The following is a 25,253-nucleotide window of genomic DNA, read 5'->3' as shown; positions in this document are numbered from 1 at the left end:
AGTCTGCCGGTCAGGCGACCGGGGCGGTGTACCGGTTCGCCGGGCGGGACAGGCCGAACCGGTCGCGCAGGGTGCCGTCGTAGGGGGCGGGCGCCCAGGTGTCGCCGAGCGCGGGCAGCAGGCCGTCCACGATCTCGTCGATGCCGGTGGGCAGCGCCAGCGGGACCAGCACGAACCCGTCCGCGGCGCGCTCCTCGGCGGCGTCGCGCAGCAGCTCCGCCAGCTCGGCCGGGTCGCCCACGTGCCGCAGCGTCGACGGCGCGATGTCCGCCCCGGCGGGAGCGAGCCGGTCCAGCTCGGCGAGCCGGTCCGCGGCGCCGGGCCCGAGCAGCGTCTCCACGTCGAGCAGCACGGCGACCTGCTCGGGATCGCGGCCCGCGTCGGCGACGGCGGCGCGCACCCGGTCCCGGGCCTCGGCCGCGGCGGCGATGCCGTCGGCGGTGACCCGGACGACGTCGGCGTACCGGGCGGCGACCGCCAGCGCCGCCGGCTCGTCGCCGCGCAGCACCGTCAGCGGGTGCCCCTGCGGCGGCCGCGGCGTGATCGAGGGCCCCTTCACCGAGAAGAACTCACCGGCGAAGTCGATGTGGTGCAGCTTGGACCGGTCGGCGAACCGGCCGGTGGCGGCGTCCCGGATCTCGGCGTCGTCCTCCCAGGAGTCCCAGAGCCGGGCGACGACCTCGGCGACCTCGCCGGCCTCCCGCCACAGCGAGCCGGGCTCGCGCGGGTCGGTGGTGCGGCCGAACAGGTCGGCCTCGGCGCGGGTGCGCGACACGTCCGGCTGCCAGCCGGCCCGGCCGGTCGCGACGAAGTCGAGCGTCGCGATCGCCTTCGACAGGTGGAACGGCTCGGTGTGGGTGACCGTCACGGTCGGCACCAGCCCGATCCCCGGCACGACCGGCGCGACCCGGGCGGCGATGCCGACCGCGTCGAGGGTGCCGGGCAGCGCCGCCGGGTCGTCGGACGGCGGGAGCAGCGAGTCGGGCAGCGCGACCAGGTCCAGCCCGCCGCGCGCCGCGGTGCGGACCAGCCCGACGTGGTGCTCGGCGCCGAAGAGCCGCTCCGCGTCGGTGTCGATGCGCCGCTCCGCGTCGGTGTCGATGCGCCGCTCCGCGTCGGTGTCGATGCGCCGCTCCGCGTCGGTGCTGAGCCGCCACCCGCCGGGATGCCGGCCCGCCGCGCCGAGTTCGACCGCCAGGTGCAGACGTCCGCTCACCGTGCCTCCGTAATGCTCGTGCCTCGTCCTGGCCAACCCGCGCCGCCGTCCCGATGTTCCCCGGCCCGGCCGGCCGGCGTCACCCGGAGGCGCGCAGGTCCAGCTCGATCGCGGCCGCGCAGGCCCGCAGCTCCGGCAGCACCTCGGCGCGCAGCGCGGCGGCGTCCCGGCGGGACGCGTGGGTGGACACGTTCGCCGCCGCCGTCACCCGTCCGGAACTGTCGTGCACCGGCACCGCGATCGACCGCAGCCCGGCCTCCAGCTCCTGGTCGACGACGCAGTGCCGGTCCGCGCGCACCCGCTCCAGTTCGGCGCGCAGCGCATCGGCGCCGGCGACCGTGTGCTCGGTGAGCGTCTCCGGCCGCAGCCCGTCCAGGTAGGTGTCCAGTGTGGAGTCCGGGAGCGCCGCGAGCAGCACCCGGCCCATCGACGTCGCCCAGGCCGGGAACCGGGTGCCGATCGTGATGGTGACCGTCATGATCCGGGCGGTCGGCACCCGGGCGACGTAGACGACGTCGTAGCCGGTCGCCGGGTCGCCGTCGAGCACCGAGACCGACGCCGAGTCGCGCACGGTCGCGACCAGCCGTTCCAGGTGCGGCGCGGCGACCTCGGGCAGGCCCATCGCGGACAGGTAGGACCAGCCCAGCTCCAGCACCCGCGGGGTCAGCGCGAAGAGCCTGCCGTCGGTGCGGACGTAGCCCTCGTCGGCCAGGGTGAGCAGGAACCGGCGGGCGGCGGCGCGGGTGAGACCGGTGGACCGGGCGACGTCGGCGAGCGTCTGCTGTGGATGGTCGGCGTCGAAGGACCGGATGACGGCCAGCCCGCGGGCCAGCGAGCGGACCTGCTCGCGGCGCTCCTCGCTCATCCGGGCCGCCCGGCGAGCACCCGGTCGACCAGCTCGGCGGCGTGCCCGCTGCCCGCGCCCTGCGCGCCGGCGGCGAGCGCGAGAGTGCGGGCCATCGCGTCGGGGTGCACCTGCAGTCCGCTCAGACAGACCCGTAGCCGGGCGGCGGCGCCCGCGGTGACCCGCAGCAGCTCGGTGAGCGTCCCCCACTCGGCGTGCCAGGCACCGGCGGCCCGCTGGAACTCGTGATCGGCGTTCGCCAGCAGGGTCGCGACCAGCCCGGGTGCCCGGCGGGCCGATCCGCGCGCGGTGACGGCGGCCGCCGGGTTGCGCTTGTGCGGCATCGACGACGAGTCGCCGGGCGCGGCCTCGGACACCTCGCCGAGCTCGGTGGCGGACAGCAGCACGACGTCGGTGGCCGGCTTCGCGCACGCCCCGGCGGCGACGCCGAGCGCACCGGCGAGCTCGCCGATCCGGGTCCGCTCGGTGTGCCACGGGACGCCCTGCGCGGCGAGCCCGAGCCGGGCGGCGAGCGCGTCGGCGACGGCCGGGCCGTGCGGGTGCGACGCGGCGAGGGTGCCCGCGGCGCCGCCGAACTGGACGGGCAGCGCGTCGAGCAGCGCGCCGAGCCGGACCCGGGCCCGGTCCAGCCCGGTGCACCAGGTGGCGGCGACCAGGCCGAACGTGGTCGGCAGCGCCTGCTGGCCGAGCGTGCGGGCGGCGCACGGGGTGTCCCGGTGGGCGGCCGCGAGTGCGGCGGCGGCGTCGGCGCAGGCGGTCAGGTCCTCGACGATCCGGTGCCCGGCCCGGCGGGTGAGCAGCACCAGGGCGGTGTCCAGGACGTCCTGGCTGGTGGCGCCGGGGTGCACGGCGCGCTCGGCGCCCGGCTGGATCCGGGCCGCGGCCGCCTTCAGCCGCTTCACCAGCGGGATCACCGGATTGCCGCCCTCGACCGACTCGGCGGCGAGCGCGGCCGGGTCGAGCCCGGCGACGGCCGCGACCGCCCGCTCGACGCCGTCCGCGTCGTCCGGGTCGACGGCGCCCTGCTCGGCCGCGACGGCGGACAGCGCCAGCTCGACCTCCAGCAGCGCCGCGATCCAGGCGGCGTCGTCGAGCACGGTGTCGACGCGTGCGGTGCCGGACAGCGGACCGAAGAGACTGTTCGACATGCGGACGAGTGTACGGAGGCCGCACGAACGGGATGGGCACAATGGGGGCGTGCTGACCCACATCCTGCTCGATCTCGACGGCACTCTCGTCGACTCCGCCCCCGGCATCCTCGGTTCGATGCGCCGGGCCATCGACGAGGCCGGCCTGGAGGTACCCGACTCCGCGCTGGGCACCCACCTGCTCGGCCCGCCGCTCTACCGCTCGCTGCCGCCGATCCTGGGCGACGAGGGCACCGCCCGGGTGCTCCCGATCTACCGGCGGATCTACGGCGACGAGGACGGCTGCCTGGACTGCGCCCCCTACCCCGGTGTCGAGGACCTGCTCCGCGCGCTGTCCGACGCCGGCGTGACGATGGCGCTCGCGACCAGCAAGGCCGAGCCGTCGGCGCGCAAGATCCTCGCCCACCACGGCTGGACCGACCTGTTCGCCGAGATCGTCGGCGACACCCGCACCGCGGACCGGCCGACCAAGGGTGCGGTCGTCGCCGAGGCGCTGCGCCGGCTCGGCGGGCCCACCGGCGCCGACGAGCCGCTGATGGTCGGCGACCGCCTGCACGACGTCGAGGGCGCGGCCGAGCACGGCCTGCGCTGCGTCGGTGCGGGCTGGGGCTACGCCGAGCCCGGCGAGCTGGAGGCCGCCGGCGCCACGACGGTGTACGCATCCGCGGACGGACTGCGCACCGCACTCCTCGGCTGAGGAGGTGCTGGGCGGGGCCGGTTCGCGACCGGTAGACACACCGCCATGACCGTCGTCTCCCTGCACCGGTACCCGGTGAAGTCCATGCTCGGCGAGAGCCTCGACCGGGCGGACGTGTCCGCCCGCGGCCTGCTCGGGGACCGGGCGCTGGCCGTGTACGACGTCGAGTCGGGCACCGTCGCCAGCGCCAAGGTCCCCCGGCTGTGGTCCGGGCTGCTGGACTTCTCCGCCCGGTTCGCCGCCGATCCCGAACCCGGCCGGCCGCTGCCCGAGATCGAGATCCGGTTCCCGGACGGGTCGATGCTGCGCTCCGACGATCCCGGGATCGACACCGCGCTGTCGGCCGCGCTGGACCGGGAGGTGCGGCTGATCGCCGAGCCGCCGGAGGGCAGCCAGTTCGAGGAGGTGTGGCCGGAGATCGAGGGCCTGCCGGTCGACCAGCTGGCCCCCGAACAGCTGATCGCGGGCACCACCGCCCGGCACGAGGAGACCGGCGAGCGGGTCAGCCGGTTCGACGTGTCCATGTTCGGCGCGCCCGGCACCTTCTTCGACCTGTCCACGCTGCACGTGCTCACCGAGTCGACCCTGGACCGGTTGCGCGAGCTCGCGCCGGAGGCGACCTTCGACGCCCGCCGGTACCGGCCGAACGTCGTGCTGCGCGGGGCCGACGCGGGCTTCGTCGAGAACGACTGGCCGGGCCTGGAGTCGCTGATCGGCGGCGTCCGGGTGCGGTACTCGTTCGCCACCATGCGCTGCGTGATGACCACGCTCGCCCAGGGCGACCTGGACCGGGACCCGGACACGCTGCGCGCGATCGCGAAGCACAACCGGATCGAGATCCCGCAGATCGGCGGGATCTGGGCGTGCGCGGGGGTGTACGCCGACGTGGTGTCCGACGGCGAGATCGCGGTCGGCGACGAGCACTCCGGTCCCGTCGCCGGGTAGGTGTTCGCACAGCGAACGATTGTGCGTGAGTCGAACACCGCGGTACCGTGGCGCCCGACGGAGGTGCGTGATGGACAAGGTGGTGGTATCCGCCGCGGAGGCGGTCGCCGACATCGGCGACGGCGCGTCGCTGGCGGTCGGCGGGTTCGGCATGTCCGGGGTCCCGACGGTGCTGATCGCGGCGCTGCTGGAGCAGGGCGCGACGGACCTGGAGACGATCTCGAACAATCTCGGCGTCGACGGGTTCGGCCTGGGCACGCTGCTCGCGGCCGGCCGGATCCGGCGCACGATCGGCTCCTACGTCGGCAACAACAAGGAGTTCGCCCGGCAGTACCTGGCCGGCGAGCTGGAGCTGGAGCTGACCCCGCAGGGCACCCTCGCCGAACGGCTGCGCGCCGGCGGCGCCGGGATCCCCGCGTTCTTCACCCCCGCCGGGGTCGGCACCCTGGTCGCCGAGGGCGGACTGCCCTGGCGCTACGCGCCGGACGGGTCGGTCGCGGTGATGTCACCGACCAAGGAGGTCCGCGAGTTCGACGGCGTGTCCTACGTCCTCGAGCGCGCCCTCACCCCCGACTTCGGGCTGGTCCACGCCTGGAAGGGCGACCGGCACGGCGACCTCGTCTACCGGCGCTCGGCGCGCAACTTCAACCCCGACGCCGCCGCCGCGGGCCGGATCACCATCGCCCAGGTCGAGCACCTGGTCGAGCCCGGCGAGATCGATCCCGATCACGTGCACACCCCCGGCATCCACGTGCAGCGCGTGGTGCACGTGCCGGACGTCGACAAGCCGGTGGAGTTCCGGACCGTCTCCACCACGACCGGGACGGAGCAGGGCTGATGGCGCGCACCCGCGACGAGATGGCGGCCCGGGTCGCCGACGAGCTGCCCGACGGCTCGTACGTCAATCTCGGCATCGGCATGCCGACCCTGGTCCCCGGCCACATCCCGGCCGGCCGCACGGTGATCCTGCACTCCGAGAACGGCATCCTCGGCGTCGGCCCCTACCCCACCGACGACGAGGTCGATCCGGACCTGATCAACGCCGGCAAGGAGACCGTCACCGTCAACGACGGCGCCGCCTACTTCGGCTCCTCGGACAGCTTCGCCCAGATCCGCGCCGGGAAGCTCGACGTCGCCGTGCTCGGCGGGATGGAGGTCGCGGCCAACGGCGATCTCGCCAACTGGGCCGTCCCCGGCAAGATGATCAAGGGCATGGGCGGGGCGATGGACCTCGTGCACGGCGCCCGCACCGTGATCGTGATGATGGACCACGTCTCCCGGGACGGCACACCCAAGATCGTCGAGCGGTGCAGCCTGCCGATCACCGGGCTGGGCTGCGTCACGAAGATCGTCACCGATCTCGCCGTCGTCGACGTCACGCCGGACGGCCTGACGCTGGTCGAGACCGCCCCCGGCGTGACCGCCGACGAGGTGCGGGAGAAGACCGGCGCCCCGCTGCACTGACGTACGGGAACCGAAACACCCCCGTCACGGACGGCCCCTACCGTCTGTTGAACCGCTCGGTTCAACAGGAGGTCGTGATGGATGTCGGTTCCGCCGCACTGGTCCCCCGACGGGTGTCCTCGCCCGCCGAGGCCCGCGAGGTCGTCGAGCAGGAGGGGGCCGCGCTGGTCTCCGGGATCCTCGACGAGGACGCCGCGATGGACTTCGGTCGCGCCATGCTCGGCGACGAGCTCGTCCGCATCGGACGGCAGATCGAGGCGACCAGGGCCCGCGCCGAGACCGAGGGCGCGGTGGTGGAGCGCCAGCCGGTCGACGCCCGCGGCCGCAAACGGCAGCTGAGCCGGGACACCACCGTCCCGATGCCGCCGCACAACGACGGGTTCGCCTTCGGCGACGAGGCGCCCGACCGGCTGTTCCTGCTCCAGGCCCGGCCGGCCCGTGACGGCGGGGACAACTTCCTGATCGACGGGCTCGCGCTGGCCGATCTGCTGCCCGACGACGTCGCCCGGTTCGTCCGGACCGTGCCGGTCGACCACTCCGAGCCCGGGTTCCCGCAGCCGGAGTGCTCACCGATCCTGCGCACCACCCCGGCCGGACGGCCGCAGGTCCGCCACCACCCCTACCTCGCCCCGGCGCTCGGACCGGACGAGGCGGCGCACTGGCCGATGGTCCGGGCCTGGCTGGACGCCGTCGTCGCGGCCCGCGACACCGGCGCCCGGTTCCGGATGGAGGCCGGCGAGATGGCCGTCGTGGACAACTACCGGGTGTTCCACGGCCGGCACGGCTACACCGACCCGGACCGGCTGCTCTACTCGATCTGGGGCTGGACGACGTCCGCGGTCGCCGTCCCGCACCGGGTGCTCGACATCGTGAACCCCGTTCAGCCCGCTGTGTGAACGCCCGCCCGGGCGCACCGCTCGGCGAGGGCGGCGGACGCGGCCGAGTGGATCCGCGCCACCTCGGCCGCGTCCCCCGTCGAGAGCAGGTCGAACTGCAGGCCCCGCCACAACGCGACGATCTCGCGGCCGAGCCGGGACGCCTCCGGGTCCGGCACGCCCTCCGCCCGCAGCCGCTCGGCCACCAGTGACGCCCACTGGGCACCGACCGAGGCGAGGAAGCGGTCGAACCGGCCGGGCTGGTGCAGCGCGGTGCCGAACACCTCGAAGAACAGCCGGTGGAACGGGTGGTTCCCGGCGGCGGCGATGCCCGCCCAGCAGTCGTCGAGCCGCTCCTTCAGCGGGCCGGGGCCGCCCAGCCGGTCCAGCGCCCCGGCGAGCTCGGGGAACGTGCCGGACGCGGTGAGCAGGGCCTGCTCGATCAGCCGCTCCTTGGACTCGAAGTAGTACAGCAGCATGCGGTTGTTGGACCCGATGGCCGCGCCGAGCCTGCGCAGGGTCAGCCCGCCGACCCCGTGCTCGACCACGTACGCCGCAGTGAGGCGGAGCAGCCGCTCGCGCTCCGATTCCCCGGACGGACCCATGCGCCCACCGTAGCCAGCGGCCCGGTCGTCGGTTACGCGGGAGCGCCCGGGCAGCAACACCGTGGCAATCATCCGTTCCTACCGTTCTGAACCGAACGATTCATCGCCCGTTTCGTACCGGGGAGATCCATGCCGGAACCCGCCATCACCCTGCACGGCGTCGTCAAGGACTTCCCGCTCGGCCGCGGCACCACCGTGCGCGCCCTCGACCACCTCGACCTGGACGTCGCCGACGGTGAGTTCGTCGCCGTGCTCGGGCCGTCCGGCTGCGGCAAGTCCACCGTGCTGCGCCTGCTCGCCGGGCTGGAGCAGCCCACCCGGGGCAGCGTCTCGGTCGAGGGCGCGAGCCCGTCCGAGCTCATCGCGGGCCACCGGCTCGGCGTCGCCTTCCAGGAGCACGCGCTGCTCCCCTGGGCGACCGCCCGGGAGAACATCGCGCTGCCGTGGAAGGTCGCCGGGCGCCGGGTCGACACCGACCGGGTCGACGCGCTGCTCGGCCTGGTCGGCCTCGACGGCTTCGCCGACGCGCGGCCGCGCCAGCTCTCCGGCGGCATGCGGCAGCGGGTGGCGATCGCCCGGGCACTCGCCCTGGAACCCGACGTGCTGCTGCTCGACGAGCCGTTCGGCGCGCTGGACGCCGTCACCCGCCGGCGGATGAACCTGGAGCTGGCCCGGATCTGGTCCGAGCAGCGGATCACCACGCTGCTCGTGACGCACGACGTCACCGAGGCCGTGCTGCTCGCCGACCGGGTCGTCGTGATGACCGGCCGGCCCGGCCGGATCCGGCAGATCCGCACGATCGGGCTCCCCCGCCCGCGGGGCACCGGCGCCACCCGCGACCCGGAGTTCCACCGGATCGTCGACGAGCTGACCGCGCTGCTCGACGGGCCGGACCCGGCCGCCGAGGAGCCCGCCGCATGACGACCGTCGCACCGCGCCGGGACCGCCGGGGCGTGCTGCTCGCCGCGACCGGGATCGCGCTGCTCGTGCTCGCCGCGGACCTCGTCGGCCGGACCGGGCTGGCCGGGCCCGCCTGGCCCACGGCCACCGACCTGCTCGCGTTCCTCGGCGGGCCCACGGCCGGACCGCTGCTGCTGCGCGCGATCGGCGCCACCGGCACCGCCGCCCTGCTCGGGTTCCTGCTCGGCGGCCTCGCCGCGCTCGCGGTGGCGGTGCTGGGCGTCGTGCTCCCGGCGCTGCACCCGGGCCTCGACCGGCTGGCCGCGGTGCTGCACGCCGTCCCGCTGATCGCGCTCGGGCCGCTGCTGGTGACCACGGTCGGGCGGGAGGGCACCTCCACCGTGGTCGCCGCGATCGCCGCCGGGTTCGCCGTGTTCGTGGCCGCCACCTCGGGGTTGGCCACGCCGGGCGAGGCGCAGCAGGACGTGTTCCGGGTGCTCGGCGCGTCCCGCTGGACGACGTTGCTGCGGCTGCGGTTCCCGGCCGGGCTCCCGACGATCGTCGACGGCCTGACCCTCGCCGCACCGGCCGCGGTACTCGGCGCGGTGATCGGGGAATGGTTCGGTGCCCGCCGCGGCATCGGGGTGCTGCTGGTCAGCGCGATGCAGAACGTCCAGATCCCACTGCTGTGGACGGCGGCGCTCAGCGCGGCGGGACTCTCCCTGCTCGCGTACCTGCTGCTCGTCGGCCTGCACCGGTACACCGTCCGGAGGTTCACGTGACCCTCGCCGACACCGTCCCCGGCCCGCGCACCCGGGACCGCGGGCGGCCCGCCCGCTCCCCCGGCGCCGGGCCACGGATCACCGCCGCGCTCACCGCGTTCGTCTCCCGCTACTGGACGGTGCTGGCGTTCGTACTGGCCTGGCAGCTGTGGGCCACCCTCAACGGCTACAACCGGATCGTCGTCCCGACCCCCGGGCTAGTGCTCGCCGACGTCGCCGGCAACCCGGGCGCCTACCTGCCCGATCTGCTCGTCACCGTGGTGATGGCGGCCGGCGGGCTCGCCGCCGGGATGGCGCTCGGGGTCGCGCTCGCCGTCGTCGTGTGGGCGTCGCCGGTGCTGTCCGGGATGGTGACCCCGGTCGCCCTGGTCATGCGCTCGGTGCCGGTCGTGGCGATGATCCCGGTGCTCGCCAGGGTGTTCGGCTACGGCGCCCTCACCGTGCTGGTGATCACCACGATCGTCTCGTTCTTCCCGGCGTTCGTCTTCGTCGGCTCGCGGCTGCGCGCCGCACCGCGCGCGACCGGCGACGTGTTCGCCGTGCTCGGCGCCTCCCGGCTGACGGTGCTGCGCAGGCTGCTGCTCCCGCACGCGGTGCCCGGACTGCTCGTCGCGTTCCGGCTGGCGGCCCCGACCGCCGTGCTCGCCGCGATGCTCGCCGAGTACCTGATGGGCGGGCGCGGCCTGGGCGTGCTGTTCGCGAACTCGGTCAGCTTCTTCGAGCCGGTGCGTGCCTGGGGCACCGCGCTGGTCGCGACCGTCGTCTCGGTCGCCTGCTTCGTCGGCGCCCGCGCGGTCGAGCGCGCGGGCCTCGCCCGGATGACCTGAACCCCCGACCGCCCCCCACCACCGACGGGAGCCTTCCGTGACCGACACCCCGACCTGGTCCCGACGACGACTGCTGCGCACGGCCGCGTTCGCCGGCCTCGGCCTCGCCGCGGCCCCCGGCCTGCTCACCGCCTGCGGCGGAGGCGGCGGGGACGCCGCGACCGTGCGGGTCGCCCTCGGCTGGATCGCCAACGTGGAGTTCGCCGGGTTCTGGCTCGCCCAGGACCGCGGCTACTACGAGGAGGAGGGCCTGCAGGTCGAGTTCATCCCGGGCGGGCCGAACGCCCCGCAGCCGACCGCCACGCTCGCCGCGGGCGGGGCGGAGATCGCGGTCCCGGTCGCGCTGCAGGCGTTCCTGTCCGCGGTGAACGAGGGCAACGACTTCGTCACCTACGCCACGATGTTCCAGAGCGCCCCCTCGGCGCTGCTGTCGCTGGCCGACCGGCCGGTCCGGACCGCGGCCGACCTGGTCGGCGCCCGGGTGCTGGGCCAGCAGGGCGTGCAGCCCTACATCGAGGCGGCGATGCGGCTCGCCGGTGTGCCCACCGACTACACCTTCATCCCGGCCGGGTTCGAACCGAGCCCGCTGCTGGAGGGTCAGGGCGACGTCTACACCTGCTTCGCCACCAACCAGCCGATCTACCTCGAACAGCAGGGCATGGTCGAGGGGACGGACTTCTTCGTCACCACCTACGAGGAGATGGGCCTGCCGCAGTACGCCGGGATGCTGTGCAGCGACCGGGCCTGGCTGGACGCCAACCGGGACACCGTGGTGCGCTTCATGCGCGCCACCGTGCGCGGCTGGCAGGACAACGCCGCCGATCCGGCGGTCGCCGCGAACCTGGCCGTCACCGACTTCGGCGCGGACCTCGGTCTCGATCTCGAGCAGCAGATCCGCGAGAACGAGCTGCAGCTGGAGTTCACCACCAGCGAGCTGACCGAACGGTCCGGGCTGCTGCGGATCGATCCGGACCGGATGGCCGGACCGATCTACGAGGCGTACACCGCGGCGGGCGTCGCCCCGCTGCCCGAGGTCGGCACGGTGGTCGACACCTCGATCCTGGACGACGTCTTCGAGGGGCAGGCCACCGTATGACCGGCGACCTGGCCACACTGCCGAAGGCGCACCTGCACGTGCACCTGGAGGGCGCGATGCGGCCCGGCACCCTGGCCGACCTGGCCGAGGCCGCCGGCGTCGAGATGCCGCAGGTGCGCGGCTACCGTTCGTTCACCGAGTTCGGCGACCGGTACCGGGCCGCCTCCGCGCTGGTCGCCACCCCCGACGACCTCCGGCGGGTGGTCCGCGAGGTCGTCGAGGACGACGCCGCCGACGGCGCGGTCTGGGTGGAGCCGCACTTCTACCCGTTCCGCTACACCGGCATCCCCGGGTTCGGCGACGCCGACGACGTCACCGCCGTCGTGGTCGAGGAGGCGCGGCGGACCGCCGACCGGCTCGGCATCGGCTGCGGGATCATGATCTCGGCCCTGCGGGACGCGCCGCCGGAGCAGGCCGTCGAGCTCGCCCGGCTGGCCGCCCGGTTCGCCGGCCGCGGCGTCGTCTCGTTCGGGCTCGCCGCCGACGAGTCGCTGTTCGGCCCCGAGCCGTTCGCCGAGGCGTTCGCGATCGCCCGGGACGCCGGCCTGATCAGCGCGCCGCACGCCGGCGAGCTGGCCGGGCCGGAGTCCGTGCTGGGCGCGCTCGACGCGCTCGGCGCGCAGCGCATCTGCCACGGCGTCCGCTCGGTCGAGGACCCGGCGCTGCTCGACCGGCTCGCCTCCGACGGGATCGTGCTCGACGTGTGCCCGACCTCGAACGTGATGCTGGAGGTCGTCCCCGACCTCGACCGGCACCCGCTGGTCCGGCTGCTCGACGCCGGCGTGCGCTGCACGCTCAACGGCGACGACCCGCTGCTGTTCGGGCCGGGCCTGCTCGCCGAGTACGAGCTGGCGCGCACTTCGTTCGGCCTGGACGACGCCCGGCTCGCCGCCATGGCCCGCACCTCGGTCGAGGCGTCCGGGGCGCCGCCGGAGATCGTGCGCCCGGCGCTCGACCGGATCGGGGCGTGGACGGCGTGAGCCGCTACCGGCTGCGCGGCCCCATCGTGACCGGCATGCTCGTCAGGCCGCGGACCAGCGTCGACTCCCGGTAGGTCAGGTCGTCGAGCCCGACCGCGAGCGCCAGCTCCGGGCGGTCGGCGAACAGCCGCCCGATCGCGACCCGGCCCTCCAGGCGGGCCAGCTGGGCACCGAGGCAGAAGTGGATGCCGTGCCCGAAGAACACCCCGCCGGAGGCGTCCCGGGTGATGTCGAGCCGGTCCGGCTCGGCCGCCCAGTCGCCGTCCCGGTTGGCGGCGGCGAGGCCGAGCATGACCATGTCGCCGGCCGGGATGGTCACCCCGGAGTAGGTGACGTCCTCCGCGGCGAACCGGATCGGGGCCTGCGAGACGGGCGAGTCGAAGCGCAGGAACTCCTCGACCGCCGAGCCGATCAGCGAGGGGTCCTCGGCCAGCAGCTTCCGCTGGTCGGGGTTGGTGAGCAGGGCGAGCACGCCGTTGCCGATCAGGTTGACCGTCGTCTCGTGCCCGGCGATCAGCAGCAGCATCGCCATCGCGACGAGCTCCTCCTGGGAGAGCCGGTCGCCGTCCTCGTCGGACACCGCCAGCAGCGACGACAGCAGCGCGTCGTCGGGCTCGGTGCGCTTGCGCTCCAGCAGCTCGGACAGGTAGCCGTGCAGCTTGCCCATGGCCGCGTTCTTGTCGTCGGCCGGGGACTCGTCGACCAGCACCGAGGACCAGGCGGAGAAGTCGTCGCGGTCCTCGGCGGGCACACCGAGCAGCTCGCAGATCACCTGCACCGGGATCAGGAAGGCGTACTCGCGCATCAGGTCGACGGTGCCGTCGTCGGGCAGCCCGGCGAGCAGGCCGTCGGTGATCTCGGTGATCCGCGGCTCCAGCTCGTTCATCCGGCGGACCGTGAACGACCGCCCGACCAGCTTGCGCAGCCGGGTGTGGTCCGGCGGGTCCATCAGCAGCATCATCGGCGTCGGCGCCGCGGGCATGTCCGCCCGCTGGTCCTCGGGCAGCGTGTAGCGCCAGTCCTTCGACAGCCGCGCGTCGACGAACGCCTCGCGCACGTCGTGGTAGCGGGTGAGCAGCCAGACGGGGCCGTCCGGCAGCGCGAGCCTGCGCACCGGCTCCTCGGCGCGCAGCGCGGCGTAGGCGGGGTGCGGGTTCTGCCAGAAGGTGCCCGAGAACAGATCGTGCCGCTCGGAGCCGGTGGTGGTCAGCGCCATGGGGCCCATCGTGCCAGCGTGACGTAAGCAGGCGCTTACATCAGGCCAGACGAGTGACCGAGCACACAGCCGGGTCGAGCGTGACGTCGTCCGGGACCGCGGTGCCGACGATCACCGACGCGGCCAGCGCGGCCAGCGCCGGGGACGACTCGATGCCCGACCCGCCCTGGCCGGCGACGAAGTGGAAACCGGGATGGCCGGGCCACTCCCCCAGCACCGGGGCACGGTCGGGCGCGAACGTCCGCAGCCCCGCCCAGGCCGTGCGGACCGAGCGCAGGCCCAGCGTGGTGATCTCGCCGACCCGGTCCAGCCCGCGCGCGACGTCCAGCTCGTCCGGCCGGGCATCGCCGGGCGGCTGCGGGGTCTCGTCGGCGGGCGACACCAGCACGGTGTCGGCCTCCGGCTTGAGGTACCAGCGCTCGGCGGCGTCCGCGATCAGCGGGAGCGGGGCGCCGGCCACCCGCAGCGCGGCCGGGTCCGGCACCGGGCAGGCCGCGATCGTCCGGCGCAGCGGGGTGAGCCCGGCCCGGGGCACCCCGGCGAGCCCGGCGATCTCGTCGGCCCACGAGCCGGCCGCGTCGACGACGGCGGCGGCCCGCACCCGGTGCCCGGCCGCCGTCGCCACCCGCCAGCCGGCGCCGTCCCGGGTCACCGCGGTCACCCGGGCGCCGCGCAGCACCGTGCCGCCGCGGGCCCGCAGGCCGCGCCGGTAGCCGTCGTGCAGGGCGATCGCGTCGATGTCGGCCGATCCGGCGGTCCAGGCGGCGGCGCGCGGCGCCCGGCGCAGCACCGGTGCCCGCCGCAGCGCCTCGGCCGGGTCCAGCTCGACCGGGGCGTGCGGCTCGCCGCGCTGCTCGTCGAGCATCGCCGCGATCCCGGCGGCGCCCGCGTCGTCGTCGCCGAGGTGCAGCACCGGGCGCGGGGACAGCAGCGGCGGCGTGTCCAGCTCGGTCTGCAGCGCGCCGAACCGCGGCCCGGACGCGTCGATCAGCGCCCGGAACGGGCCGGACCCGTGTCCGGGGATGTAGGTCGCCGCGGACCGTGCGGTGGAGTGCACCGGCATGTCCGCCTCCGCCTCCAGCAGCACGACGCGGCCGTGCGCGGCCAGCTCGTACGCCACCGAGACGCCGGCGATGCCGCCGCCGACCACCACCAGGTCCGTGTCATGCGCGTCCACCGGGCCGACGGTAGCCGCGGAAAACCGGTGGACCGCCGGCCGGGCCCGGCCTACCGTCGCCGTCATGCTGATCCGGTTCCTCTGAGCGGCCCGCGGACGACCGTCCGCGCTCCCGCCGGCCCGTGACGTCCCACGCACGCAGGCCCGGAACCGATGCTGCGCCGTCCCTCCGGCATCCCTGCGTCCGGCAGTGCGTCACCGGCCCCCGGTCCGTGCGACCGACCCTGCCCGACCCGATCCGTTGGAGGCCCGTATGCGCACCACCCCGTCCCGATCGTCCGGCACCGACCCGGCGCCGCAGCCGGCCAACCGCGCCGAGCGCCGCGCGGCCCGCCGCGGCCGCCCGGTGGAGGACACCGGCACCGGTCCGGCGGCCCCCCGCCTCACCGGCCCGGCGCCGCACGCGAAGCCCGCGCACGTCCGCACGGACTTCGCCGCCCGGCGCAGCGGCTGAGCCACGCTGATCACGGATCGGGCACCGGAACGGTCGCCAGGCGACCGTCCGGGTTCCCGATCCGTGATCAGCCGGCGCGTGCGAGGCTGGACGCCGTGACCGTGACCGTGTGGTGGGCCGCCCCGACCGATCCCGGTGGGCGGCCCGATCTCGTGGCCCTGCTCGACGCGCACGAGCGCGAGCGGATGGCGGCGCTGCGCCGCGCCGGGGACCGGGCCCGCTACCTGGCCGCGCACGCGCTGGCCCGGCTGGTGCTGGCGGAGCACCTGGGCGCCGATCCGGCGTCGATCGACATGGACCGCACCTGCCGCTGCGGGAAGCCGCACGGCAAGCCGCGACTCGCCGGGCACGGCGACGCCGCCCCCGGCTTCTCGCTGACCCACTCCGGCGCGCTGGTCGGGGTGGCGCTGGGGCCCGGCCCGGTCGGCGTCGACGTCGAGCAGCACCGCGAGCTGACCGGGCTGGACGGGCTGGCCCGGCACGCACTGTCCCCCGGCGAGCGCGAGCGGGGGCTGCCCGGCCCGGCCGGGTTCCTGGTCACCTGGACCCGCAAGGAGGCCCTGCTCAAGGCCACCGGCGACGGGCTGTCCGCGCCGATGGACGCGATCACGCTGTCCGCGCCCGGCGACCCGGCGCGGGTCCTGCACTGGCCGGACGCGACCGGCTCGTGGTGGCTCGCCGACGTCGACACCCCGCACCCGGACCATCCCGGCGCCGTCGCCGGCGCCGGTGCCGACGTGCCGCCGATCACGGTCGCCGACGGCGACGCGGTCCTGTCGGTGGTCCGGGGCACCATGGGCGGGTGAGCTCGCCGGACCGGCCGGGCGCGACCGGGGCGCGCTGGGTGCTGCACCTCGACATGGACGCGTTCTTCGCCTCCGTCGAGCAGCTGACCCGGCCCACCCTGGCCGACCGTCCGGTGCTGGTCGGCGGGGCGGGGCCGCGCGGCGTCGTCGCGGGCGCCAGCTACCAGGCGCGGGTGTTCGGGGCGCGCTCGGCGATGCCGATGGGGCAGGCCCGGCGGCGCTGCCCGCACGCCACCGTGCTGCCGCCCCGGTTCCCGCTGTACAAGGCGGTCTCGGACGAGGTGATGGCGGTGCTCGCCGAGTTCTCGCCGGTCCTCGAACCGGTCTCGGTGGACGAGGCGTTCATCGAGCCCCCGGCGCTGGCCGGCGCCTCGCCGGACACCGTGCGGGACTTCGGCACCCGGCTGCGCGCGGCGGTCCGGGAGCGGACCGGGCTGCCCGCCTCGGTCGGCGCGGGCTCCGGCAAGCAGATCGCCAAGATCGCCTCCGAGCTGGCGAAGCCGGACGGGCTGCGGGTCGTCGCGCACGCCGAGCAGGGCGCCGTGCTCGATCCGCTGCCGGTGCGCTCGCTGTGGGGCATCGGGCCGGTGTCCGGCGAGGCGCTGCGCCGGATCGGGATCGAGACGATCGGCCAGCTCGCCGCGATGGACGGCCGGGAGGTCACCGGGGTGCTGGGCACGGCGATGGGCACCGAGCTGCACCGCCTGGCCCGCGGGATCGACGACCGGCCGGTCGCCCCGCGCGGCGCGGCCAAGCAGATCAGCGCCGAGACCACCTTCGACACCGACCTGACCGCGATGTCCGCGGTGCACGCCGCCGTCGAGTCGATCTGCGTGGCGGTGCACCGCAGGCTGGTCGCCGACGGCCGGGCCGCGCGCACCGTCACCGTCAAGGCGCGCACCGGCGACTTCGTCACCCACACCCGGTCGGAGACGACGCCGTTCCCCAGCCGGGACCTCGCCACGCTGGTCGCGGTGGCCCGCCGGCTCGCCGACACCGCCGTCGGCGAGGGCGGGGTGCGGCTGCTCGGGGTGTCGGTGTCGGGCTTCGGCGAGGAGCCGCCGCTGGCCCTGTTCGACGCGGTGCCCTCGGCACAGGGGTGGCGCGCGGCCCCGGTGGACCCGGACGGCGCGGGAACGGGCACGGCGGCCCCGGGCGGCGAGGCCCCCGGCACAGCGGCCCCGGGCGGCGCCGGACCGGGCACCACAGCCCCGGGCGGCGCGGGACGACCCGGCACCACAGCCCCGGACGGCGCCGGACCCGGCACCGCGGCCCCGGGCGGCGCTGCGGCCGGGCGGATGGGCACGCCGGTGGCGGTCGAGGAACCGGCGGGGTACCCGGCGGTGCCCGGGGAGGAGCCGGCCGGCCGGGCGGCTCCCGGGGAGCCGCCCGGCGACGACCGGCCGTGGCGGGCCGGTGACGACGTCGGCCATCCCGAGCACGGCCACGGCTGGGTGCAGGGCGCCGGGCACGGCCGGGTCACCGTCCGGTTCGAGACCGCGCTGACCGGGCCGGGCCGCACCCGCACGCTGGACGCCGCCGATCCGCAGCTGACCCGCGCCGATCCGCTCCTGAGCTGGCGGCCGGCCGGCTGAACCGGCCGGACCGGGCCCCACCGATCCGACCCAGCCGATAAGCGGGCTCCGCCCATCAACGCTCAGCCGACCAGCGCTCAGCTGACCAGGGCTCAGCCGATCAGCGGGCTCCGGTGCGGCGGGGCGACCCGGGTGCCCGCGGCGACCCGGATCCCGAGTCCGGGTGCGGTGCGGGCGAGGCCGTCGAGCACCGCGCCCAGCGCGACGTCGGCGGCGGGCTCGCCCGCCACCAGCAGCACCCCGTTGCCGGCCGGGTGGTCCGCGGCCCAGGCGGTGATCCGGCCGACCGCGTCGCGCGGGGAGATCCGTTCGACCCGCCACGCCTCGGCGTAGAACAGGGCCACCGACTCCGGCCCGCGGGGGAACGTGAAGACGGTGTCGGCGTCCGCGAGCAGGCCCTCCAGCCCGTGCCCGGCCGACTCACCGGCCGGCTCGGTGCCGAGAACGACCAGGGTGGGGAGCGGGTCGACGCTCATCGCAATGTCCTCCTCGAGGGTCCGCGCCCTCAACAGTGGGAACTCCTGCGACGACGGCCAGTCTCCTGGCTCCCGGATCGACGCGCTCCCCCGCCTTCCCACCCTCGCCGGGCAGTGGCTGCGGGGTGGGGAGCGCTCCCCGGTGACAGTGGCGGGACCGCGCCGGACTCGCACCGGCTTCCTGCACCGTCGTCCGGGTCAGCCCATCACGAGCCGGTCGGGGGGTCAACAACGGGTGACGGTGACGCCTGTCCGGCGGCGAGGTCCCGCACCACCGGGGCCAGCGCCCCGGCCAGCCGCCGGTGCGAGTCCGCGTCGAGATGGCAGCCGTCGATCCCGGTCCGGGTGATCGGGGCCGCATCGAGGAACGCGTGACCACCGGCGGCCGCCAGCGCGCGCAGCGGCCCGGCGAGCCGTCGTGACGCGGCGGCCGAGGCCGCGTCGTAGACCCCCGGGGCGGGCATCGACGCGACGAACCGCTCGGCGGTCCCGTCCATCGGCGGCGGCGCGACGACCACGAACCGCGGCACCGGCAGCCCGAGCGCCGCCGCGGACCCGGCCGGATGGTCCAGGTAGCGGCCGAGCGCGCGGGCGACGTCGTCCGGGGTGCGGGCGTAGCGGGTCCGCAGGTCGTTCGTGCCGAGCATCAGGACGATCACGTCCAGCGGCAGGTGGCTGTCCACGCAGGCGGTGAAGTAGCCGAGCCCGGCGCGGCCGGGCCGGCCGAGGATCGTGTCCTCGAGATCGGTGGTGCGCCCGGGGAGCCCCTCCTCGACGACGTCGTGACCGGCGCCGAGCAGCTGCTGCAGCACCCCCGGCCAGCGGACGCCGGCGGCGTACCTGGCCCGCTCCCCCGGCACGATCCCGTAGGTGTTGGAGTCGCCGAAGCACAGCACCCGGGAGGTGCCGGGCGCGGTCATCACGGCCGGGGCTCCGGCGCCGGCCTGCGCCCGGGCGGGATCACCAGCAGGCAGACCAGCGCGGTCACCAGGGACAGCCCGGACGCGACCGTGAACGCCGCGGCGTAGCCCTGCACGGTGGCCTCCGCCCCGCCACCGGCGGCGACGGCGACCGTCGCGGCGACGGTGGACAGCGCCGCCGTGCCGAGCGAACCGCCGAGCTGCTGCATGACGTTGGTGGTGGCCGAGGCGACCCCGACCTGGTCGGCGGGCAGGTCGCGGGTGGCGCTGCTCATCGAGGTGCTGGAGGTCATGCCCTGGCCGACGCCGAACACGATCAGCGCGGGCAGCAGCCCGGTGGCGTAGCCGGTCCCGGTGTCGATCAGGGCGAGCACGGCCAGCGCGGCACCGGACACGGCGAGCCCGAGCGAGGTCACCCCGCGCGCCCCGAGCCGCTCGATGAGCAGCACACCGGCCAGGTTGGAGCCGGTCACGATGCCGAGGATCATCGGGACGATCGCCGCGCCGGCCCACAGCGGGGAGAGACCGAGCTGGTCCTGCAGGAAGAACGTCATGAAGAAGACGACGGCGAAGTTGGCGACCGAGGCGACGAACCGGCTCAGGTAGGCGCCGGCCCGCCTGCGGTCGCGCAGCACGGTCAGCGGGAGCAGCGGGTGCCGGGCCAGGTGCTGGCGCAGCACGAACCCGCCGAGCAGCAGCACGCCCGCGACCAGCGGCACGATCACCGTCGGCGCGGCCCAGCCCGCCGTCCCGGCCCGGGCGAGCCCGAGCACGATCCCGGACAGCGCGCCGACCACCAGCAGCGCGCCGGGGACGTCGATCGGGGTCCGGGAGCCGCCGCCGGTGCGCCGGGGCAGCAGCCACAGCGCGGCGGCCAGCACCACGCTCCCGACGACGACGTTGACGTACAGCGTCCAGCGCCAGCTGAGGAACTCGGTCAGCACGCCGCCGAGCACCAGCCCGGTCGCGGCGCCGGAGCCGACGACCGCGCTGACCACGCCGAACGCCCGGGCCCGTTCCCGGCCGCTGGGGAAGGTCTCGCTGATCAGGGAGAGCACCGTCGGCGCGAGCAGCGCCGCGAACACGCCCTGCACGATCCGGGCCGTGACGAGGGTGCCGAGCCCGGTCGCGGCCCCGCCGGCGGCCGAGGCCGCGGCGAACCCGACCAGGCCGATCAGGAACGCCCGGCGGCGGCCGAGCAGGTCGGACAGTCGCCCGCCGAGCAGCAGCAGGCAGCCGAAGGCGAGTGCGTAGGCGGTGACCACCCACACCCGGTCGGCGCTGCCGAACCCGAGATCGGCCTGCGCGGACGGCAGCGCGACGTTGACGATCGTGTTGTCCAGCACGACCATCAGCTGCGCCGTGCCGAGCACGGCGAGCACCAGCCAGCGCCGGTCGGCCGGTCGGCGCGCCGGATCGGCCGGGCCTGCCGGGTCCGAGGCCCGCGTCCGCACCCTCTGCACGGTGTGCTCCTTCTCGTTCGTGGTCGTCGGGTGGGCGCCGCGCCGGCGGGCCCGGCGGGCGCTCAGCCGTCGCTCCGGGCGGGTCGCAGCGCGTCCAGCACGAGCGCGCGCAGCGAGGCGAAGTCGGCCTCGGCGCTGTCCCGCTCCCAGGCCGCGGCGTGCGCGGGATGGTGGAACCGGGTGACCGCGTTCAGCACGGCCGCGGCGGTGCCGGTGAGGTCGGGGCCGGGTGCCAGGGACCCGTCGGCGGCGCCGTCGGCCAGGATGCCCGCGATCTGCCGTCGCAGCTCGGCGACGTGCGCGTCGACCACCCCGCTCTGCTCACGCACCAGCACCAGGAACGTCGCGAACAGCTCCGGATCGTCGGCGACCTGGCCGCGGGTGGTACCGAACAGCGTGCCGAGCCAGCTCTCCAGGCGGGCCGGCGGCGGGAGATCGGTGCGCGCGGCGATCCCGGCGAGCACCCCGTGTCCCGCGGTCAGCCACCGGCGGGTGACCTCCTCGCGCAGCGCCGCCTTGCTGGGGAAGAATCGGTAGACGCTGCCGTGGCTGACGCCGAGCTCGCGCGCGACGTCGAGCACGGTGGCCTTCGCCGGGCCGTGCCGGCGCAGGATGGTGGCGGTGGCATCGAGGATCGTCTCCTCGTCCAGGATCTCCCGGCGCCGTGCGCTCCGCGTGGTCACCGTTCCATCATGCACGCGGATCGACTGAATGACAAAAAATGATTGTTGTCATGTGACAGACGACTCGTCCGCCACGAACGACGACAGCGGGCCCGCACGTGGCGGACCCGCTGTCGGGTGAAGGGGTGCGAGCCGGGCCGGGTATCCGTCCGGCTGCCCGGCCTAGTGCCCGCCGCCCCCCGCGGCGCCCGGGATGTCCAGCATGAACCAGTTGTCCGAGGTCAGCCCGGCGAGCTCGCGGCCGGACGCGCGGACCACGGCCGGCCCGCTGGTGATGTGCTGGGTGCCGGCGTGCACGTCGCGGTAGAGCCGCTGCATGGTGCCCGCGCGCAGCGCGGACGTCCCGGCCGAGCGGTAGGCGAACGAGGCGATCTCCTCCGCGGTCCAGGTCGCGTGCGACACGGACAGGCGCACCAGCGTCTCCTGCCGCCGGCTCAGCCGGTCCCCCGCGCACAGCGTCTCCCAGGCGTCCGCCCAGGACTCGAACGCCAGCGCCCTGGCCGCCCGCAGCTTCGCCTCGGCCTCGGCGAACGCGGTGTGGAACGCGTCGCTCTCGGCGATCTGCCCGGCCCGGCCCGCCTTCGCGCGGGCGGTCGCGGCCAGCTCGTCGAGCACCCGGCGGCCGACCCCGAGCGCCCAGCCGGTGTGCCCGATCAGCGCCGTCTGCACCAGGCCGACCCGGTAGAGGGCGCCGCCGCGCGGGGACTCCTGCAGCAGCGCGGAATGGGTGAACGGCTCGGGCACCTCGACGTCGCGCAGCCGGTAGTCCAGCGACCCGGTGGCCCGCAGGCCGAGCACGTCCCACGAGTCCTGGTCCAGCTCGGCCCGGTCGATCGGGGCCACCGTCACCCGGAACTCGCCGGTCCCGGCGACGACGGCGGCGCTGTAGATGTACTGGGCGTGCCGGACGCCGGAGGCGAAGCTCCAGTCGCCGCTGACCGAGAAGCCGCCGGGCACCGGCGTCGCCTGGCCGGGCCGGGTGCCCTGGCCGGCCAGGATCGGGGTGCGCGCACCGGGGGTGAACAGCTCGTCGATCGCCTCGTCGCCCAGGTAGCCCGCGGTGGTGCCGGTCGACAGCGAGGCCGCCATCAGCACCCACCCGGCCGACGCGTGCGCCCGCGAGGTCTCCTCGATGACCGTGAGCGAGGTCAGCGGGTCCAGCTCCAGCCCGCCCAGCGAGCGCGGCACCCACATCCCGTACAGGTTCGCGGCGTGCAGCGCGTCGTCGGCGACCGCCGTCAGCCTGCCCAGCTCCTCCGACTCGGCCGCCTCGCCGTCGAGCAGGTCGTACAGCGCACGGGCCCGCTCGACCGCACCGGCCGGGCCGATCCCGTCGTCCACCGGACGTTCCCTGCTGTCCACGGTCATCGTCGTCCACCTCTCTGTCGGTACGCCGGAACCACTGCTCCGAACGTAGGCAGCCCCCCGGGGGGTCGGCGATCCGTTCCCGACACGACGCCGTCCACTTTCCGCACGGTCTGCCGGATCGGGACCCACGGCGCTGTCCGGGGCACGTCACCGCTGGTAGGAGGTGCTGCAGTACCGCGTCGTCGCGGTGTTCGAGGAAGGACCCTGGTGATGCCACGCTCCCGCACCCGGCCGGCCGGACCGGCCGGTTCCACCGATCCCGACGCGGTCGTCGTCGGCTCCGGCATCAACGGCCTGGTCGCCGCCGCCGAGCTGGCGACGGCCGGCTGGTCGGTCACCCTGGTCGAGGCCAACGACCGGCTCGGCGGCTTCCTGGCCTCCGACGAGCTCACCGTCCCCGGCTTCCTGCACGACACGTACTCGTCGTTCCATCCGATGTTCGTGGCCGGTGCCGCGCACGCCACGCTCGGCGACGCGCTGCGCCGGCACGGGGTGGAGTACCTCGACGTCGAGGACGTCGTCACCGCCGGGGTGTCCGAGCGCGGCGTCGTGCTGGCCCACCGCGATCCCGGCCGGACCGTGGCGGCCTTCACCGAGGACGCCGACCGGGCCGCCTACGGCGAGATGCTCGCCGAGTTCGGCGCCTGGTCCCCGCAGCTGCTCGCCGTGATGGGCGGCGAGCCGACCCCGGCGGCGCTGGCCCGGGTCGGGCTGTCCGCGCTGCGCAGGCACGGACCGGCCGGGACCGGCCGGATGGCCCGCGCGCTCGCCCAGAGCGGCCGCGCCCTCATGCGCGAGCGGTTCACCGGCTGGGAGGCCGACCAGCTCTGGACACCCTGGCTGCTGCACGCCGGGCTCGCCCCGGACGTCGCGTCCGGCTCGGTGATGGCCCGGCTGCTCGCGGCGATGATGCACCGCGGCGGGATGCCGCTGGTCCGCGGCGGGCAGGGCCGGTTCGTCGAGGCGTTCGCCTCGCTGTTCGACGAGCTGGGCGTGCGCGTGCTGCTCGGCGAGGCGGTGACCGGGATCGTCGTCGAGGGCGGCCGCGCGGTCGGCGTCCGGCTGGGTGACACGCAGATCCGGGCGAACCGGGCCGTCGTCGCGAGCGTGCTGCCGCAGCACCTCTACGGCACGCTGCTCCCGGCCGGATCGGTGCCCGCACCGGTCGTCGCGCAGGCGTCCCGGTACCGGCCGGGGCGCGCGGTGATGATGGTGCACGTCGCGCTCGACGGCCCGGTGCCGTGGGCCGATCCGCGGCTGGCCCAGGTGCCGGCACTGCACGTGGGCAACGGCGCCGACGACGCCGGCATCGCCTGCGCCCAGGCGTCGGCCGGGCTGCTCCCGGCCCGGCCGACCGTCGTCGTCGGGCAGCAGCACGTGCTGGACCCGGGCCGGGTCCCGCCCGGCAAGGCCGTCCTCGCGCTGCAGCTGCTGGAGACCCCGTCCGATCCGCGCGGCGACGCCGCGGGCGAGCTGGACACCTCCCGCGGCTGGGACGACGCGCTCGCCGACGGCTACGCCCGGCGGGTGCTGGGCCGGCTCGCCGAGTTCGCGCCCGGCCTGTCCGACCTGGTGCTCGGCGTGCACCCGATCACCCCGCGCGGGTTCGAGGCCGCCAACCGCAACGTCGTGCACGGCGACGCCTACGCCGGCAGCGCCGAGCTCGACCAGAACCTGTTCTGGCGCCCGTTCCCCGGCGCGGCCGGGCACCGCACCCCGGTCCGCGGGCTGTGGCACATCGGTGCCGCCACCCACCCCGGCGCCGGCCTGAACGGGGCGTCCGGCCATCTCGCCGCGCAGGCCCTGCTGGGCTCCCGGCGCTGACCAGCACATCCCCGACGAACGAGGAGATCGACATGGGAAGCATGGAGGGCACGGTCGCCTTCATCACCGGCGCGGCCCGCGGCCAGGGCCGCAACCACGCCGTCCGGCTCGCCGAGCAGGGCGCGGACATCATCGCGGTCGACGTCTGCGCGCCGGTCGACACGGTGCCCTACCCGACCGCCACCGAGGACGACCTCGCCGAGACCGTCCGCCTGGTCGAGGGGCTGGGCCGCCGGATCGTCGCGCGCACCGCCGACGTCCGCGACCTCGCCGGCCTGACCAAGGCCGTCGACGAGGGCGTCGGCGAGCTCGGCCGGCTCGACGTCGTCCTCGCCAACGCGGGCATCACCGGCGGCTGGCCGACGCTGGAGATGCCGGAGGAGGCGTGGCAGACGATGCTCGACGTCAACCTCACCGGCGTCTGGAAGACGGTGCGGGCGAGCGTCGGGCACATCCTGGACGGCGGCCGCGGCGGCTCGGTGGTGATCACCAGCTCCACGCTGGCTTGGAACACCTTCCCGAACACCGCCGCCTACGCCGCGTCCAAGGCGGGCCTGCTGATGCTGATGAAGGTGCTGGCCAAGGAGCTCGCGCCGCAGGGCATCCGGGTGAACACCGTGCACCCGACCACGGTCGCCACCGACATGGTGCTCAACGAGAGCACCTACCGGGCGTTCCGGCCGGACCTGGAGAACCCGGGCCGGGCCGACTGGGAGGAGGCGGCGCGCACGATCAACACCCTCCCGATCGCCGCGGTGGAGGTCGACGACATCACCGGCGCCGTGCTCTACCTGGTCGGCGGGACCGGCCGGTACGTCACCGGGACCGCCCTCGAGGTCGGAGCGGGCACCGGACTCTGATCCGGCCCGCG

General features: G+C 75.6%; 26 protein-coding genes and 1 riboswitch. Of the genes, 15 read left to right on the top strand and 11 right to left on the bottom strand.

The features are described from left to right. Window positions 1–10: 10 nt before the first annotated feature. From ABD160_RS04945 to ABD160_RS04935, 3 genes are all read right to left on the bottom strand, one after another. On the bottom strand, window positions 11–1,216 hold the full coding sequence (locus tag ABD160_RS04945) for an LLM class flavin-dependent oxidoreductase (RefSeq protein ID WP_344018721.1): 1,206 nt from the start codon (window positions 1,214–1,216) through the stop codon (window positions 11–13). A gap of 79 nt (window positions 1,217–1,295) precedes the next feature. After that, a complete protein-coding gene (locus ABD160_RS04940) occupies window positions 1,296–2,081 on the bottom strand; it encodes an IclR family transcriptional regulator domain-containing protein (protein ID WP_344018718.1) in 786 nt (261 codons plus the stop codon). Beyond that, window positions 2,078–3,229, bottom strand: a complete 1,152-nt coding sequence (locus ABD160_RS04935) for a lyase family protein (protein ID WP_344018716.1) — start codon at window positions 3,227–3,229, stop codon at window positions 2,078–2,080. The genes ABD160_RS04940 and ABD160_RS04935 overlap by 4 nt, the downstream gene beginning before the upstream one ends. 49 nt (window positions 3,230–3,278) lie before the next feature. Here ABD160_RS04935 and ABD160_RS04930 point away from each other — a divergent pair, with 49 nt between their 5' ends. From ABD160_RS04930 to ABD160_RS04910, 5 genes are all read left to right on the top strand, one after another. Further along, the gene (locus tag ABD160_RS04930; RefSeq protein ID WP_344018713.1) at window positions 3,279–3,926 is read left to right on the top strand and encodes an HAD hydrolase-like protein; all 648 of its coding nucleotides are present in this window, start codon (window positions 3,279–3,281) and stop codon (window positions 3,924–3,926) included. Between the two features lie 45 nt (window positions 3,927–3,971). Then, the gene (locus ABD160_RS04925; protein WP_344018711.1) at window positions 3,972–4,871 is read left to right on the top strand and encodes an MOSC domain-containing protein; all 900 of its coding nucleotides are present in this window, start codon (window positions 3,972–3,974) and stop codon (window positions 4,869–4,871) included. 70 nt (window positions 4,872–4,941) lie between these two features. Continuing rightward, complete coding sequence (locus tag ABD160_RS04920; RefSeq protein ID WP_344018709.1) at window positions 4,942–5,709, top strand: CoA transferase subunit A; 768 nt, start codon at window positions 4,942–4,944, stop codon at window positions 5,707–5,709. Then, window positions 5,709–6,335, top strand: a complete 627-nt coding sequence (locus tag ABD160_RS04915; RefSeq protein WP_344018707.1) for a 3-oxoacid CoA-transferase subunit B — start codon at window positions 5,709–5,711, stop codon at window positions 6,333–6,335. The genes ABD160_RS04920 and ABD160_RS04915 overlap by 1 nt, the downstream gene beginning before the upstream one ends. A gap of 77 nt (window positions 6,336–6,412) precedes the next feature. Next, on the top strand, window positions 6,413–7,231 hold the full coding sequence (locus ABD160_RS04910; protein ID WP_344018704.1) for a TauD/TfdA family dioxygenase: 819 nt from the start codon (window positions 6,413–6,415) through the stop codon (window positions 7,229–7,231). Here ABD160_RS04910 and ABD160_RS04905 read toward each other — a convergent pair. Further along, window positions 7,216–7,815, bottom strand: a complete 600-nt coding sequence (locus ABD160_RS04905) for a TetR/AcrR family transcriptional regulator (protein WP_344018702.1) — start codon at window positions 7,813–7,815, stop codon at window positions 7,216–7,218. The two genes, ABD160_RS04910 and ABD160_RS04905, sit on opposite strands and share 16 nt — an antisense overlap. A gap of 129 nt (window positions 7,816–7,944) precedes the next feature. On the opposite strand from ABD160_RS04905, the gene ABD160_RS04900 reads away from it, so the two are divergent. Genes ABD160_RS04900 through add form a run of 5 tightly spaced genes read left to right on the top strand, consistent with a single transcriptional unit; the run spans window position 7,945 to window position 12,400 of the window. Continuing rightward, entirely contained in the window at window positions 7,945–8,736 is a 792-nt protein-coding gene (locus tag ABD160_RS04900; protein WP_344018700.1) for an ABC transporter ATP-binding protein, read from the top strand. Next, the gene (locus ABD160_RS04895) at window positions 8,733–9,497 is read left to right on the top strand and encodes an ABC transporter permease (RefSeq protein ID WP_344018697.1); all 765 of its coding nucleotides are present in this window, start codon (window positions 8,733–8,735) and stop codon (window positions 9,495–9,497) included. Before ABD160_RS04900 ends, ABD160_RS04895 begins: the two co-directional genes overlap by 4 nt. Further along, window positions 9,494–10,324, top strand: coding sequence for an ABC transporter permease (locus tag ABD160_RS04890; protein WP_344018696.1), 831 nt, complete (start codon window positions 9,494–9,496; stop codon window positions 10,322–10,324). The genes ABD160_RS04895 and ABD160_RS04890 overlap by 4 nt, the downstream gene beginning before the upstream one ends. 37 nt (window positions 10,325–10,361) lie before the next feature. After that, the gene (locus ABD160_RS04885) at window positions 10,362–11,420 is read left to right on the top strand and encodes an ABC transporter substrate-binding protein (RefSeq protein ID WP_344018694.1); all 1,059 of its coding nucleotides are present in this window, start codon (window positions 10,362–10,364) and stop codon (window positions 11,418–11,420) included. Next, window positions 11,417–12,400, top strand: a complete 984-nt coding sequence (add, locus tag ABD160_RS04880; RefSeq protein ID WP_344018693.1) for an adenosine deaminase — start codon at window positions 11,417–11,419, stop codon at window positions 12,398–12,400. Before ABD160_RS04885 ends, add begins: the two co-directional genes overlap by 4 nt. Before the next feature lie 4 nt (window positions 12,401–12,404). Here the strand turns inward: add and ABD160_RS04875 are convergent, their stop codons facing one another. Then, window positions 12,405–13,616: a cytochrome P450 family protein gene (locus ABD160_RS04875; protein ID WP_344018691.1), complete on the bottom strand. Its 1,212-nt coding sequence runs from the start codon at window positions 13,614–13,616 to the stop codon at window positions 12,405–12,407. Window positions 13,617–13,656: 40 nt separating this feature from the next. Then, window positions 13,657–14,793 carry an NAD(P)/FAD-dependent oxidoreductase gene (locus tag ABD160_RS04870; protein WP_344018689.1) on the bottom strand — a complete coding sequence of 379 codons (1,137 nt, stop codon included), beginning with the start codon at window positions 14,791–14,793 and terminating at the stop codon, window positions 13,657–13,659. A gap of 253 nt (window positions 14,794–15,046) precedes the next feature. Between ABD160_RS04870 and ABD160_RS04865 the strand changes: the two genes are divergently transcribed. From ABD160_RS04865 to ABD160_RS04855, 3 genes are all read left to right on the top strand, one after another. Then, on the top strand, window positions 15,047–15,247 hold the full coding sequence (locus ABD160_RS04865) for a hypothetical protein (RefSeq protein ID WP_344018687.1): 201 nt from the start codon (window positions 15,047–15,049) through the stop codon (window positions 15,245–15,247). Between the two features lie 95 nt (window positions 15,248–15,342). Further along, complete coding sequence (locus tag ABD160_RS04860; protein WP_344018685.1) at window positions 15,343–16,053, top strand: 4'-phosphopantetheinyl transferase family protein; 711 nt, start codon at window positions 15,343–15,345, stop codon at window positions 16,051–16,053. Beyond that, window positions 16,050–17,648 carry a DNA polymerase IV gene (locus ABD160_RS04855; RefSeq protein ID WP_344018683.1) on the top strand — a complete coding sequence of 533 codons (1,599 nt, stop codon included), beginning with the start codon at window positions 16,050–16,052 and terminating at the stop codon, window positions 17,646–17,648. The genes ABD160_RS04860 and ABD160_RS04855 overlap by 4 nt, the downstream gene beginning before the upstream one ends. 92 nt (window positions 17,649–17,740) lie before the next feature. Here the strand turns inward: ABD160_RS04855 and ABD160_RS04850 are convergent, their stop codons facing one another. The 5 genes from ABD160_RS04850 to ABD160_RS04830 form a co-directional block, all read right to left on the bottom strand. After that, entirely contained in the window at window positions 17,741–18,124 is a 384-nt protein-coding gene (locus ABD160_RS04850) for a hypothetical protein (protein WP_344018682.1), read from the bottom strand. A gap of 38 nt (window positions 18,125–18,162) precedes the next feature. Beyond that, window positions 18,163–18,330, bottom strand: a riboswitch (cobalamin riboswitch). Next, the gene (locus ABD160_RS04845; RefSeq protein WP_344018680.1) at window positions 18,331–19,044 is read right to left on the bottom strand and encodes a GDSL-type esterase/lipase family protein; all 714 of its coding nucleotides are present in this window, start codon (window positions 19,042–19,044) and stop codon (window positions 18,331–18,333) included. Continuing rightward, entirely contained in the window at window positions 19,044–20,507 is a 1,464-nt protein-coding gene (locus ABD160_RS04840; protein WP_344018678.1) for an MFS transporter, read from the bottom strand. The genes ABD160_RS04845 and ABD160_RS04840 overlap by 1 nt, the downstream gene beginning before the upstream one ends. A gap of 62 nt (window positions 20,508–20,569) precedes the next feature. Continuing rightward, a complete protein-coding gene (locus tag ABD160_RS04835) occupies window positions 20,570–21,190 on the bottom strand; it encodes a TetR/AcrR family transcriptional regulator (protein WP_344018675.1) in 621 nt (206 codons plus the stop codon). 162 nt (window positions 21,191–21,352) lie between these two features. Further along, window positions 21,353–22,558, bottom strand: a complete 1,206-nt coding sequence (locus ABD160_RS04830; RefSeq protein WP_344018673.1) for an acyl-CoA dehydrogenase family protein — start codon at window positions 22,556–22,558, stop codon at window positions 21,353–21,355. A gap of 210 nt (window positions 22,559–22,768) precedes the next feature. Here ABD160_RS04830 and ABD160_RS04825 point away from each other — a divergent pair, with 210 nt between their 5' ends. Both ABD160_RS04825 and ABD160_RS04820 read left to right on the top strand, forming a co-directional pair. Beyond that, window positions 22,769–24,382, top strand: coding sequence for a phytoene desaturase family protein (locus ABD160_RS04825; protein ID WP_344018671.1), 1,614 nt, complete (start codon window positions 22,769–22,771; stop codon window positions 24,380–24,382). A 32-nt stretch (window positions 24,383–24,414) separates the two neighbouring features. After that, entirely contained in the window at window positions 24,415–25,242 is an 828-nt protein-coding gene (locus ABD160_RS04820; protein ID WP_344018668.1) for a mycofactocin-coupled SDR family oxidoreductase, read from the top strand. The last annotated feature ends 11 nt before the right edge of the window (window positions 25,243–25,253 follow it).

Source organism: Pseudonocardia kongjuensis (assembly GCF_039526905.1).
Lineage (GTDB): Bacteria > Actinomycetota > Actinomycetes > Mycobacteriales > Pseudonocardiaceae > Pseudonocardia > Pseudonocardia kongjuensis.
The sequence above is the reverse complement of the archived record's forward strand: the minus strand, read 5'-3'. Positions and strand labels throughout refer to the sequence as shown.